This window comes from Candidatus Erwinia haradaeae (genome assembly GCF_900698965.1).
In the GTDB taxonomy this organism is placed as follows: Bacteria; Pseudomonadota; Gammaproteobacteria; order Enterobacterales; family Enterobacteriaceae; genus Erwinia_E; species Erwinia_E haradaeae_A.
Genome location: NZ_LR217725.1, coordinates 518,943 through 531,800 on the forward strand (window position 1 = coordinate 518,943; position 12,858 = coordinate 531,800).

Below are 12,858 nucleotides of genomic sequence, written 5' to 3' on the forward strand. Positions count from 1 at the left end.
AGTCTATAAGACTCTCTATTACAAGCAGAAATCATAACAGGTAATCAACTTACTGCTTTTATTATATAAGACAAGTTAACATGTTTGTAACTACCAGTGAGGACTTTTGCGCAGCTGTTTTTAAAAAACTATCAAAATTAATAGCTGAAGTCCTATTGGAAAAATCGGAAATAGCACGTATGACAATAAATGGAACATTGCATTGGTAGCAGACATGACCAATAGCAGCGGCCTCCATGTCTACCGCAATTGCTTTAGGAAAAGAATATCTAATACGCTTAAGTGGTTCATTGCCCTGAATAAAGGTATCTCCAGTAACTATAACCCCCCGCACTGAAGAGAAATTAAGCTGATGAATGCATGATTCTGCTATAGTAATTAAATTATGATCAGCTTTGAAGGCTATAGGACAATGTGGTACTTGTCCTGGTTGGTAACCATGAGCGGTAACATCTACATCATGGTAGTGGACTTCGCTGGCGATGACAATATCTCCTATTTTTAATTTAGGGGTGAGCCCACCTGCCGAACCGGTATTGATAACTATATCGGCTTGATAAAGGTTAATCAATAATGTACTACCTAATGCTGCTAACACTTTACCAATACCTGATTTTAAAAGAACAATGTCTACTCCACTTAACAGACCGCTATCAACTTCAGAACCGAACGCATATGTCTTTTTTCTTGTTTGCATCTGATTGCGTAAGATATTTACTTCTTCTTCCATGGCTCCAATAATTCCAACTTTCATGGCGATGTTTTGTTTCCGATTGGTCCTGATTGATTATGATGATATAAGCGTGTCATGATATGAGCGTATTATGAATCCTTGCATATTGTATTTTGATGTTAGCGTAAAAAATTGTTCTTTTCATCTTTTGTTATATATGGTTTTGTACAATATGTACGGTTTTGTAAAATCATTCAGCGTGGTAGTATAAATCACTCTAGTATAAATTACTCGAATAGTATAAATCTATTTTTTCTGGATATTTTGCATGAAAAAATGTTCGCATTGGTCGGCGAGAGAGGATTTGAACCTCCGACCCACTGGTCCCAAACCAGTTGCGCTACCAAGCTGCGCTACTCGCCGTACACTAAATATACTATCGTCTTGATAATAGTATACAATATTATTGACCTATGTTTGGTGTAATATGGTGATGCGAAGGAAGGGACTTGAACCCCCACGTCTTGAAAGACACTAACACCTGAAGCTAGCGCGTCTACCAATTTCGCCACCTTCGCAGAAAATGTAAATTTGGGGTGGCTAATGGGGCTCGAACCCACGACAACTGGAATCACAATCCAGGGCTCTACCAACTGAGCTATAGCCACCAGATGACTTGATTATTTTTGCTTTACCAGTAAACATTGTCATCTCAAGTACTTTAAAATAATTTTTATGGTGCGCCCGACAGGATTTGAACCTGTAACCTTTGCCTCCGGAGGGCAATGCTCTATCCAATTGAGCTACGAGTGCAAAAGATACAGACTTAGATTCTACTGGTTAGAATTTATTCTGTCTACTGCTTTTAATAAAAATATCTTTTTATAGTGCAGACTACTTGTAAAAGATAGAATCTTTTCTATTATAAGACTATGTTTATTTTCTAATAGGTGATAACAAAGATTCAAATTGAAGTTGAAAAACTACACGTTCAGAGAACGTACTTAAAGATTTTGTTTTTTATCTGTTTCAGGAAATGTAATATTTAATTCAAGAATGGAGATATCTTCATATTTTTGATCTAACTTGACATTTAACATATGTGGATTAATTTTAAAGTATTTACCAATTACTTTTAATAAGTCTATTTTTAATTGAGGTAAGTACTGTGGCTCCGCCTCCCCTTTTCTGCGCTCTGCTACAATAATTTGTAACCGCTGCTTAGCTATACTAGCTGTATTTTTTTTACGGGATATAAAACAATCGAGCAAGGCCATGGTTTACCCTCCAAACCAGCGCTTGAAAAAGCTTTTTTTTTCTTCTGTAGTAAAGCGAAATGAACGTGATTCTCCAAGTAAGCGAGCTACAGTGTCAGTATATGCTTGACCTGCATTAGAGGTAGGATCTAGTATCACTGACTTACCTTGATTAGAGGCACGTAGTACTGATTGGTCTTCAGGAATCACTCCAGTTAGCGGAATACGTAGGATATCTAGTACATCTTCTATACTAAGCATATCGCCCCTGTTAACTCGTCTGGGATTGTAACGTGTTATTAAGAGATGTTCTTTAATTGGTTCTATATTATTTTCTGCTCGTTTAGATTTAGACGAGAGAATGCCAAGAATACGATCAGAGTCGCGTACAGAAGAGACCTCTGGATTAGTAGTGATGATAGCTTCATCAGCAAAATATAGCGCCATGAGAGCGCCAGTTTCAATGCCAGCCGGTGAATCGCAGATGATAAAATCAAAGGCCATACTTTTTAGATCTTCTAGAACTTTTGCTACACCAGAACGACTTAGTACATCTTTATCTCGGGTTTGGGAGGCAGGTAAAATAAAAAGATTTTTGGTATGCTTATCTTTAATTAAAGCTTGATTTAAAGAGATATCACCGTGTATAACATTTATAAAATCATATACCACACGGCGCTCGCAGCCCATGACTACATCAAGGTTACGCAGACCAATATCAAAATCAATGACGACAATTTTTTTACCCTTCTGCGCTAAACCAGTTGCAATAGCAGCGCTGGATGTGGTTTTACCTACGCCGCCCTTGCCAGACGTAACAACAATTATACGTGACATATATAATCCTCCCTTACAATCTTAAAAGACAAGGTAACTAAGGAATGCTTAGTTGAGTTTTTTAATAGTCAAGACACCATCTTGTAGATACAGGCGCGAGGCAAGACCAATGAACTCACTGGGTATCTGATCCATTATCCAGTAGTGACCAGCAATAGATATCAATTCTGCGCATAGATTAGTACAAAAAATCTGACAATTTTCATCTCCATTTGCGCCAGCTAGTGCACGACCGCGCATCATTCCATAAATATGAATATTACCATCTGCAAGTACTTCCGCTCCTTCACTTATACTATTAATAATAACTAAATCACTATTTTCAGCATATACTTGTTGACCAGAGCGCACTGGAGAAAAAATTATTCGAGTTTTCGAAGATAAACCTGCGGGAGTCATATTATGTTTAATAGCAGTATGCATTTGACCAGCATTTAATACAGGAAGGCCAGAGCGTATAATAATATTTTTTAATTGTGCATCTTGACAGCCGCTAATACCAACAATAAAAAGACCCGTTGATAAAATGGCCTTTTGCATTTGATGCCAATTTACTTCTCTAGTTAATACTGTGACGTCCACTATCACTGCTGCATTATTTAAAAAATCAGGAGCACGACTAACTTTCTCCTGAAGCGCTTGTCGTACAGCAGAAGGGTCAGTGTGATGCAAATGTAGTACAGGCAATGTAAAGCTACTACCTTTTAAATCAATTGGCAATTGTGACATTAGAACTCTGGCTCTCATTCATGATGATAATATAATAACCTTGAATATAAAATATATAATAAATCTGTTCACTAGACTTAGTTGTAACGGTAATGATTTACCGCGATATTTAACATTATATACGTACAGGCCAGGATCACAGGCGATAAGATTTGACCAACCTAACTCTTCTCATAATAGTTGAGCTAGAGATTTTCTCTAATTTTTTTCAACTTTATTTATACGATCATTAACTATTATTACTTTATCGCTATATTTTAATAACTGCTAAGCATGATACACAGCACAGTCTAGTAAAATACTAGATATATGTTTCAACATCAGAGCTTTAATGTTGCTTGTATCAATGTGTTATTACGATTTTTAGGTAGAACTCTTAAAGGTAATAGCATTAGGGAGTATAGGCCTTTTAGTATATATGTATGCAACTCTAATATTTATTTTTTATTTTGATTTCTAGTGAAGACCGACTACGTTTAATGATCAAAATCATATTTGATATTACAATCATAAATTATGAACGATCTTAGTGTAATCTAGTTCTAATAATGATTTTTTTAATAAAAGTCACCAGGCAATAGCGTGAGGACCTTGCTTTTAGCAGCTGTTATGTTTTAAATAAATTTTAAGATTTTATAGTGACTAATATTTTTATATAAAGCATACTAGGATGTTTATGGCATCATAAATACTCATGTCTAATATCTCTAATCAGTATAGCAGAAAAATATAGAGAAACATTGCTATCACCATGTACTATGTTAGGAATAACATTCCTTATAATCATGACCTTAGATGTTAAAAGAAGAGCCACAACTACAGGTAGTTTTTGCATTTGGGTTTTTCACCACAAAGCGTGACCCTTCCAAATTCTCTACGTAGTCTACTGAACCTCCAATGAGATATTGTAGACTCATAGGATCAACTATTAACATGACTCCAAGTTTTTCCACTGTTATATCACCAACATGAATTTGATCATCTAAAGTAAATCCATATTGAAAACCACTACAGCCACCTCCAGTAATATACACGCGTAGTTTGAGATGCGAGTTCTTTTGATAAAGAAGAAGATTTTTTACCTTACTTGCGGCAGAATCAGTAAAGCATAACGGTATAATTTGATTATTAATCATTGTTAACCCCAATACTAACTTAGATCGGTGATATTAAATATAACAATCTATCATAACGGCTGAACTCCTAGAATGGTTAGATTTTGAATCAGCTTTCTGTCCAGTTTACGCTAACCTAATTAATTAAATTAGAATAATACGTGCATGCCTAGTTAACTCTATTACATGACGATTTTTATCATATTTTAATTGTATAATAAACACACAGATAAGATAAATATTGTGTTATATATCTAATATTAGATTTAATATATTAAAACCATTGTTGTCTAAATTATATTCCCCTAAAGATCGAGAATGATTGATACTGTGCGTTGAGAAGAAACTATCAATATATCTTATCAGAAAAACAAGAATCATTTCACTTAGACTTATATTGCATTGATATCAAGATTTTGTTTTATACAGGATAATTCAGAGGTGAGCTATCCATCCTTGATTAGTTTTATTTGTTATATTATAGCATATAGTAATAATGTTACTCTTGGCATAGTATTATCCCGATAATCTTTTAAATTTTTTACGTTCACAATAGGGGTGGTTCTTCTTGAATGCAATGCACTGAGAAATCATTTTTTAGCAAAAAAGAAGAATACGAATTAATATTTATAACAACCTTGATCTTAATCCAGGTGTCTACATATTCAAGTAAATAATTAAATTTTGTATTTCTTGTATTTAATGTAATCTTTAAATGGTTTTTACTAAGTAGTTATGGATCTTTCATGATCATAGGTATGCTCATGTTATACGTAAATATAAAAGTTTTATATGATAATAGCGGGTTCTGAGAAAATTCAGATATCCTATTTGCATACCAGAAGATTGTATTTAGCGCACAAAGCTTATTAAAACTAGTCATCATTCAAGATTTCCATTTTCTAATGGATCAGAAGATATGAAGAAGATATATTGAGAGATCATTGATTGGTAGAGATGGAGTATCCAGAGGTGCTTAACTATATCAATAGTGAGCATCGATATAGTTCGTTTTAATTCTCATCTTATGCTAAATTGAGCTATATGGTATATAGTGTTGTATATGTGCATATATACAGTGTTAATTCGATACTAACTATATGCAATAATTACTTTATTATAAAGTGAGGCTTCACATTAAGAGTTACATTGTAAAATTTATTAAATACACTATAAGTGTGGAGAGTGTTGGTTTTGAAAATGTGCATCTGTGTGCATGTAAAAATGCATAAAAAGTTTTTGAATAGATCTTTCATTTAATAAGCGTCATCGTGAATAAGAAAAATTATTAACAATCAACATATAAAGATAGTTCTATTGCTGAGATAGTTTATTTCGTGCCCAAAGAATATAATTAGCATATTCTACTGGTAAGACCGGTAGAAGAGAATGTAGCACTCGACTAAGTACAATAGGGCTGGTATCTACTAGATTAATATGACCAACTTTACGGTTATCACGAACTATTTTGTTATACCAATGCAGATGCAGTCGCGGCTCAGAGAGCCACGCCATATGAGGCTTAATACCAATAAGATTAAGCATGACAGCTGGCATATGTATCACAGGTGTAGGTAAAGGAAGGTTAAGAATAGCTCTTAAATGTAACTCAAACTGACTAATGGAAGCAGCATTTTGCGTCCAGTGCCCACTGTTATGAACTCGTGCTGATAACTCATTAATTAATAAGCCGTCTGATACCACAAAGCACTCCATAGTCATTACGCCAATATAATTTAGTTTATGCATTATCACAGATAACATATGTTCAGCTATACTCTGTTGTGTATTTTTATTCAAAAGCGCAACACTTGTGCGTAACATACCGTTCTCATGAAAGTTATGAGTAAGGGGATAAAAGGCTGTAGCTCCATTACGACCTCTAGCACCAATAAGAGATATTTCATTAGAAAAGTGAATATTTTTTTCCACGATACAATGACCATAGAGAGTGTCTGGTAGCGTGTTAGTATTATCAGGAGATACATGCCATTGACCACGTCCATCGTAACCACCATGACGAGATTTAACGATTACACGTTGACCAAGATTAGAAAATACTTGAGGCCATTGCATCTTACAAGACAAGAACGCCCAAGGTACTGTTGCGAGATTAAGATCGTTTAGCAGTTTTTTTTGGCTTAGGCGATCAGTTAATATTGGAAAAACATTGTGATTTATAAACGAGCTACTTTTAGATATCTTGCGAGTTAACACCGTGTTTGGCCAGAATTCTATCTCTGTAGTAATGACACTCTTATCTACTGGAAGTGTTTGGAGGTTGCTATCCAGCTCAATGAGATGAACCGTCACTCCAAGTGATTCGCCCGCCTGACGCAACATATGCCCCAATTGACCAGTTCCTAAGACATAAACCGGTTTCATTATTAGTCTCTCGGGTCGGGGTTGTTGAGCACTTCATCTGTCTGGTTTTGCCTCCATCTTGCTATGCTTATGGCTAATTGGGTATCGTTTAATGCAAGAACCTGCGCAGCTAAAATAGCTGCATTAGTAGCTCCTGCAGTCCCAATAGCTAACGTTCCCACTGGCACACCAGACGGCATCTGAAGAATAGAATATAAGCTATCCATGCCACCTAACATAGCACTATGTATTGGCACACCAAATACTGGTATTAGTGTTTTAGCTGCCAACATTCCTGGTAGATGAGCAGCACCACCCGCACCGGCAATAATAACTTGATAACCATTATTTTTAGCTTGCTCTGCAAAAGTAAATAATTTTTCTGGTGTGCGATGAGCTGATATCACTTCACAGTGAAATGGAATCTTGAATCGAGTTAGGATATCCGCAGAGTATTTCATAGTAGCCCAGTCACTTTTAGAACCCATAATAATTGCAATGCAGTGTATATTAGACGTATGTATCATGTATAATGATTCCTATGATTTGTTAAATGTCACTATTAGTGAACAACCCAATAGGTTACATCATGCAAGATGGGAAAAGTAGGGTTCTATAATGCATAATAGTTAAGGATCGGATCTTTAGCTAAAGATGTAACCTAGCACATAAAAGATTATTTTCTTTATAAAGAAAAAGTAACGAGTTGTATATCATTATGACTGACCCTAACCATTGACCCCTGTTGATTCCAATCTCCCAAGACTAAGCGCTGAGCAGGCTGTCCGTAGATTTCTAACTTATGTACTGCTGGTCGATGGGTATGACCATGTATAAGTATTGATACCCGATATGCATGCATAATCTCAGTAACTAATTGAGGGTGTACGTCCATGATTTCTATCTTTTTATTATTATTGACTCGTTTACTGTAATCTCTAATGATTGATGCAATATGTTTCCGGGTATATATTGGTATAGCAAGAAATAAATTTTTTACCCATCGACACTGCACTATTTGACGATATGATTGATACAAGATATCGTTAGCGCACAATGTGTCACCATGCATAATTAGTAATCTTTGACCATATACTTCCAGAACATACTCATCAGGTATTAAATTTATCCCTGCTCTATACGCAAAATTCCTTCCTAATAAAAAATCACGATTGCCATGCAGAAAGTGACACGGAATAGATAACTGACGAAGAGAGAAAGCCAAATAATCATGCAGTGGATTGGGGTCGTCATCACCAATCCAAGAATCAAATAAATCACCTAAAATATATAGTGCATCTATATACCGAGCTTCATAATTTAAAAATTTTAAAAAACTAGAAGTAATGCTTGGTGCTTGGTTACATAGGTGCAAGTCAGCAATAAAAAGCGTATTGGTCATAATTAATGGATAGCCAACAGTGTATAAAGTATAAGGAACTGTGTCCTCTTAGCATCTAAAATCATTAACTTCTGTACGGTAAAAGTAGTAATAATATTTCTGATTGTTATGTTTAAATAACATCACCTAAATGATAATTTGATCTCGAATGAGATTATATAGAACGATTTATTATCTGGGTGCAGAATAGGGGATTGCAAGGTTAGGTATAAAAACAAATTTATTGATAGTATGGAATTCAATGAGCTTAGATTTTTGAAGATCGCTATATATAATGAAAGTATAGATAATATAAAATTATTATAATTAATAATTTTATATTATCTTAACAAGTCTTAAAAACTCATTCAATTATTACATTATATCAGATTAATCCTAGTTATACTATAGGTATGCTTAGTAGCATTCAGAATGCTACCAGATAGCGCAGGATTTCATCCTATAATTATTATACTTTTTAATAAAAATATGATAACTATCAATATAGAGCGCTATTTATCTACTGATTAGATCAGTATCTTTATCTACTCTAGCTAAGATCTTAAACCATATATATGTATAATATATCTTTTTTATGCACTAGCTCTTTATCACGGAATTTCTTTATGCTAAAAATTTTCAATACCTTAAGTCGTACCAAAGAGGAATTCCGGCCCATCAATGGTGGCATGATTGGTATGTATGTTTGTGGCATGACTGTGTATGACCTCTGCCATATTGGCCACGGAAGGACATTTGCAGTTTTTGATATTATTGCGCGTTATCTGCGATACCTTGGTTATAACCTGAATTACGTTCGTAATATCACTGATATTGATGATAAGATTATTAAACGTGCTAAGCATGCAGACACAGGGATTACTTGTTTGACTCAGTGTATGATTCATGAGATGCATCAGGATTTATCAGCACTTAATATTTTACCGCCGAATCATGAGCCACGTGCCACGCAATATATTTCAGAAATGATTTTATTGATAGAAAAACTCATAATGCGCAAATATGCCTACATCTCTCATAATGGCGATGTAATGTTCTCTGTTGAGAAAAGTTCTAGATATGGGTGTCTTTCACAACAAAATCTAATGAACTTAAACGCTGGTGCAAGGGTTACTTTTATTACTGATATAAAAAAGAATCCTCTAGATTTTGTTTTATGGAAAGCATCTAAAGAAGATGAGCCTTTTTGGGAATCTCCATGGGGTCATGGACGCCCAGGTTGGCATATTGAGTGTTCTGCAATGAATCATAAACAACTAGGTCAGCATTTTGATATACACGGTGGTGGATCAGACCTTATGTTTCCACATCATGAAAATGAAATTGCTCAGTCTACTTGCGCTTATAATACTCCATATGTCAACTACTGGATGCACTCCGGTATGGTTATGATTGATTGTGAGAAAATGTCAAAATCTCTTGACAATTTCTTAACTGTGCGCGAAATATTACAGCATCATGATGGAGAAACTGTGCGTTATTTTTTAATATCAAGTCACTATCGTAGTCAAGTCAATTACAACAAAGATAGCTTAATACAAGCACGTTCTGCGCTTGAGCGTCTTTATATAGCTTTACAGCATACAGATAAAAACGCACATCTATCCTCAGGTGAAGAGTTTGCACAGCGTTTCTTCGAGGCAATGGATGATGATTTTAATACTCCAGTAGCTTGTGCGGTTCTTTTTGATTTAGCGCGAGAAATTAATCGTAAAAAAACCACAGATACAAGGCTAGCAAATAGCCTGGCAGTGCGACTACGCTGTCTTGGTGGTGTTCTTGGTTTACTAGAGCAAGACCCAGGTCAGTTTTTAAAAAAGCACGGCTTGAATTGCAAGGATGATACACACTCAACAATCGAAGATCTTATTCAGATTCGTCTTCATGCTCGAAAAAATAAAAACTGGAAGAAGGCTGATTCTATACGAAATTACCTTGATGAACATATGGGCGTTCTTCTAGAAGACAGAGTAGATGGTACTCAATGGCGTAATAAGTAGCTAACATTAAACCTGAATGCCTCTTTATGTTGATGAGCTGTCATGTTACAACTATATGTGCTCATACCAACATGTTATCCTAGGAATCTAATAAAAACAGATACGATATACTCTGGTTTTTGCCAATATTTTTATATTATCGATATCGATAGAATCTTTTATAATTGGAAATTATCTTTAATTTAGTTAGTGTAATACCTCTCTAGGTATAGAGATATTCTATAAAGTCTAAGCAGTGAGTATAACTATACATTATCTAACTGATCAGGCTTCTCTGATTTTTAGCATTTTAGTAAAATATATTATCTATAACCAATATCTGTGCTGTTGTAGTGCATATCCCAGCATCTTATACATCTTAGGCTATGAGTTTTCAATTGGATTATTTTATGTTATAGATTATGATCTATAACAAATATCGCAGTATTTTACTGAGGTAATTATTGATACATCATATCTATTTTTGATGGAGATACTAATGATCAAGCACTCTCTATTGTATAGATATTACTCTTGTAATACTTTCAAGTTTTCATCCCCAACTCCATTAATAATAGAGGGTTCACAGTATAAGGAGCGTCTGTCACTGGACAAATAGCGGAGGTGGTTTTAGGAAACGCAATAACATCTCGTATGTTATCTGAATCAGTTAACAGCATTACCAAACGATCAAGACCAAAAGCTAGACCAGCATGTGGGGGGGCGCCAAATTTTAATGCCTCAAGTAAAAAGCCAAATTTTTGATTTTGTTCATCTTGGGAAATCCCTAAAAGATCAAATACTGTTTTTTGCATTATCCATTCGTTAATGCGTACAGATCCACCACACACTTCATGACCATTAATTACCATATCATATGCATTAGCGATCGCCGTTTCTGGTTCTTTTCTTAATTGATCTATTGACATCAACTGAGGAGCGGTAAAAGGATGATGCATTGGTGTTAGATCACCTTGTTCGTCTACCGTAAACATTGGAAAGTCTACTATCCACAGCGGTTCCCAAGCAGAATTATTGTTAATCTTTAGCTCATTACCTATTTTTATGCGCAAGGCACCTAGTGCATTGGTAACCGCATCTTCAAGGTCTGCAGCAAGAAAAATAATATCTCCATCAATCGCTGTAGTACGATCTAAGAGTTTGCCTATTATCTCCTCATTCAAATGTTTTATTAGAGGGCTACTGATACCAGAAAGGCCAGTACTTCGATGATATATTTTAATCCAGGAGATGCCGTTTAAACCGTAGTTTTTGCAAAATTTTATATAGCACTCAATTTGTTTTCGCGTGAGTCCGGCTCCGCCTGGAACACGTAACGCCGTTATGCGATCTGTAGCGTTATTTAATGGTTTAGAAAAACCTAAAAACTCCATCTTTTTGATGCAATCAGCTATATCTATTAATTCCATCGGATTCCGTAGGTCTGGCTTATCAGAACCATAACGGCGCCTTGATTCAGCGAAGGTCATCACGGGAAAATTATGTAATGATACAGATTTTATTTTTTGCCACAAAGTATGAACTAAACTCTCCATGAGTGCCATTACCTCCTGCGCGCTCATAAATGAAGTTTCCACATCAATTTGTGTAAATTCCGGTTGACGATCAGAGCGCAAGTCTTCATCACGAAAACATTTTGCAATCTGATAGTAACGATCAACGCCTGAGATCATTAACAATTGTTTAAATAACTGCGGTGATTGTGGGAGTGAATAGAACTTACCAATATGACAGCGACTGGGCACAAGATAGTTTCGAGCACCTTCTGGTGTAAGCTTAGTTAGAACGGGTGTCTCTATATCAAGAAATCCTGATTTTTCCATAAATTGTCGTACTATGCTAGTAATGCGAGAACGGGCTTTTAATCGATTAGCCATTTCTGGGCGTCTTAAATCTAGATAGCGATATTTTAAACGTATGTCTTCATTATTATTTTTGCTAAAATCTAAAGGCACTGATTCGGAGCGAGTAATAATGGATAAATTTGTTGCACATACTTCGATATCACCAGTAGGCATGGATCTATTTTTATTTTTTTCAGTACGAATACAAACGTTACCAATAACCTGAATACAGAACTCGTTACGTAATTCTCCAGCCACACAAAAAGTTTGAGGATAATCTGGGCTAAAAAAAACCTGTACAATGCCTTCACGGTCACGCATATCAATAAAGATAAGGCTTCCTAAGTTACGATAGCGGTGAACCCATCCACATAGCGTAACTTTTTGATCTATGTAGGTGTGGTTGAGTGTTCCACAATATGCAGTACGCATGATTATACCCCGATCTTAAAGACTGCTATCTAATTCTGTAAAATAGAACTTAATAATACATGATTAACAATCGAGCGAAAACACAGCCTTTATTGTAGTGAGATTATCTCATCGATGTAGTAATTAAAGATAATGTATCGCGTATTAAAGATCTGATTATTAATGCCTAACACTATAATGAGTTGTATTATTATAGCATATAACAG

General features: G+C 35.2%; 10 protein-coding genes and 4 tRNA genes. 1 reads left to right on the top strand and 13 read right to left on the bottom strand.

Annotated features, from left to right (window positions below; all coding sequences use genetic code 11):
• Nucleotides 1–61: 61 nt before the first annotated feature.
• The 12 genes from mtnN to CIPSTX3056_RS01700 form a co-directional block, all read right to left on the bottom strand.
• Nucleotides 62–754 carry a 5'-methylthioadenosine/S-adenosylhomocysteine nucleosidase gene (mtnN, locus tag CIPSTX3056_RS01645; protein WP_072666229.1) on the bottom strand — a complete coding sequence of 231 codons (693 nt, stop codon included), beginning with the start codon at nt 752–754 and terminating at the stop codon, nt 62–64.
• A 265-nt stretch (nt 755–1,019) separates the two neighbouring features.
• A tRNA-Pro gene (locus CIPSTX3056_RS01650) sits at nt 1,020–1,096 on the bottom strand.
• Between the two features lie 71 nt (nt 1,097–1,167).
• Nucleotides 1,168–1,251: transfer RNA gene (locus CIPSTX3056_RS01655), tRNA-Leu, on the bottom strand.
• A gap of 14 nt (nt 1,252–1,265) precedes the next feature.
• Nucleotides 1,266–1,341, bottom strand: a tRNA-His gene (locus CIPSTX3056_RS01660).
• Between the two features lie 68 nt (nt 1,342–1,409).
• A tRNA-Arg gene (locus CIPSTX3056_RS01665) sits at nt 1,410–1,486 on the bottom strand.
• Nucleotides 1,487–1,677: 191 nt separating this feature from the next.
• Nucleotides 1,678–1,950 (bottom strand): cell division topological specificity factor MinE, encoded by a 273-nt coding sequence (gene minE, locus CIPSTX3056_RS01670; RefSeq protein WP_072666230.1) that lies wholly within the window; start codon nt 1,948–1,950, stop codon nt 1,678–1,680.
• 3 nt (nt 1,951–1,953) lie between these two features.
• Nucleotides 1,954–2,766, bottom strand: a complete 813-nt coding sequence (gene minD, locus CIPSTX3056_RS01675; protein WP_072666231.1) for a septum site-determining protein MinD — start codon at nt 2,764–2,766, stop codon at nt 1,954–1,956.
• Nucleotides 2,767–2,814: 48 nt separating this feature from the next.
• Entirely contained in the window at nt 2,815–3,495 is a 681-nt protein-coding gene (gene minC / locus CIPSTX3056_RS01680) for a septum site-determining protein MinC (RefSeq protein WP_072666232.1), read from the bottom strand.
• A gap of 791 nt (nt 3,496–4,286) precedes the next feature.
• Nucleotides 4,287–4,631, bottom strand: coding sequence for an iron-sulfur cluster insertion protein ErpA (erpA, locus tag CIPSTX3056_RS01685; RefSeq protein WP_072666233.1), 345 nt, complete (start codon nt 4,629–4,631; stop codon nt 4,287–4,289).
• Between the two features lie 1,293 nt (nt 4,632–5,924).
• On the bottom strand, nt 5,925–6,995 hold the full coding sequence (gene purK / locus CIPSTX3056_RS01690) for a 5-(carboxyamino)imidazole ribonucleotide synthase (RefSeq protein ID WP_072666234.1): 1,071 nt from the start codon (nt 6,993–6,995) through the stop codon (nt 5,925–5,927).
• A gap of 2 nt (nt 6,996–6,997) precedes the next feature.
• Nucleotides 6,998–7,501 carry a 5-(carboxyamino)imidazole ribonucleotide mutase gene (purE, locus tag CIPSTX3056_RS01695; RefSeq protein ID WP_072666235.1) on the bottom strand — a complete coding sequence of 168 codons (504 nt, stop codon included), beginning with the start codon at nt 7,499–7,501 and terminating at the stop codon, nt 6,998–7,000.
• 158 nt (nt 7,502–7,659) lie between these two features.
• Nucleotides 7,660–8,376: a UDP-2,3-diacylglucosamine diphosphatase gene (locus tag CIPSTX3056_RS01700; protein ID WP_072666236.1), complete on the bottom strand. Its 717-nt coding sequence runs from the start codon at nt 8,374–8,376 to the stop codon at nt 7,660–7,662.
• A gap of 605 nt (nt 8,377–8,981) precedes the next feature.
• On the opposite strand from CIPSTX3056_RS01700, the gene cysS reads away from it, so the two are divergent.
• Complete coding sequence (cysS, locus tag CIPSTX3056_RS01705; protein ID WP_072666237.1) at nt 8,982–10,376, top strand: cysteine--tRNA ligase; 1,395 nt, start codon at nt 8,982–8,984, stop codon at nt 10,374–10,376.
• A gap of 524 nt (nt 10,377–10,900) precedes the next feature.
• On the opposite strand, the gene aspS is transcribed toward cysS, so the two are convergent.
• Nucleotides 10,901–12,652: an aspartate--tRNA ligase gene (gene aspS, locus CIPSTX3056_RS01710; protein ID WP_072666238.1), complete on the bottom strand. Its 1,752-nt coding sequence runs from the start codon at nt 12,650–12,652 to the stop codon at nt 10,901–10,903.
• Between the last annotated feature and the right edge of the window lie 206 nt (nt 12,653–12,858).

What these genes read in the sequence shown, in the direction of transcription:
- minE (WP_072666230.1), bottom strand. Translation starts at nt 1,950, where the DNA reads ATGGCCTTGCTCGATTGTTTTATATCCCGTAAAAAAAATACAGCTAGT.
- CIPSTX3056_RS01700 (WP_072666236.1), bottom strand. Translation starts at nt 8,376, where the DNA reads ATGACCAATACGCTTTTTATTGCTGACTTGCACCTATGTAACCAAGCA.
- mtnN (WP_072666229.1), bottom strand. Translation starts at nt 754, where the DNA reads ATGAAAGTTGGAATTATTGGAGCCATGGAAGAAGAAGTAAATATCTTA.
- minD (WP_072666231.1), bottom strand. Translation starts at nt 2,766, where the DNA reads ATGTCACGTATAATTGTTGTTACGTCTGGCAAGGGCGGCGTAGGTAAA.
- minC (WP_072666232.1), bottom strand. Translation starts at nt 3,495, where the DNA reads ATGTCACAATTGCCAATTGATTTAAAAGGTAGTAGCTTTACATTGCCT.
- aspS (WP_072666238.1), bottom strand. Translation starts at nt 12,652, where the DNA reads ATGCGTACTGCATATTGTGGAACACTCAACCACACCTACATAGATCAA.
- purK (WP_072666234.1), bottom strand. Translation starts at nt 6,995, where the DNA reads ATGAAACCGGTTTATGTCTTAGGAACTGGTCAATTGGGGCATATGTTG.
- erpA (WP_072666233.1), bottom strand. Translation starts at nt 4,631, where the DNA reads ATGATTAATAATCAAATTATACCGTTATGCTTTACTGATTCTGCCGCA.
- purE (WP_072666235.1), bottom strand. Translation starts at nt 7,501, where the DNA reads ATGATACATACGTCTAATATACACTGCATTGCAATTATTATGGGTTCT.
- cysS (WP_072666237.1), top strand. Translation starts at nt 8,982, where the DNA reads ATGCTAAAAATTTTCAATACCTTAAGTCGTACCAAAGAGGAATTCCGG.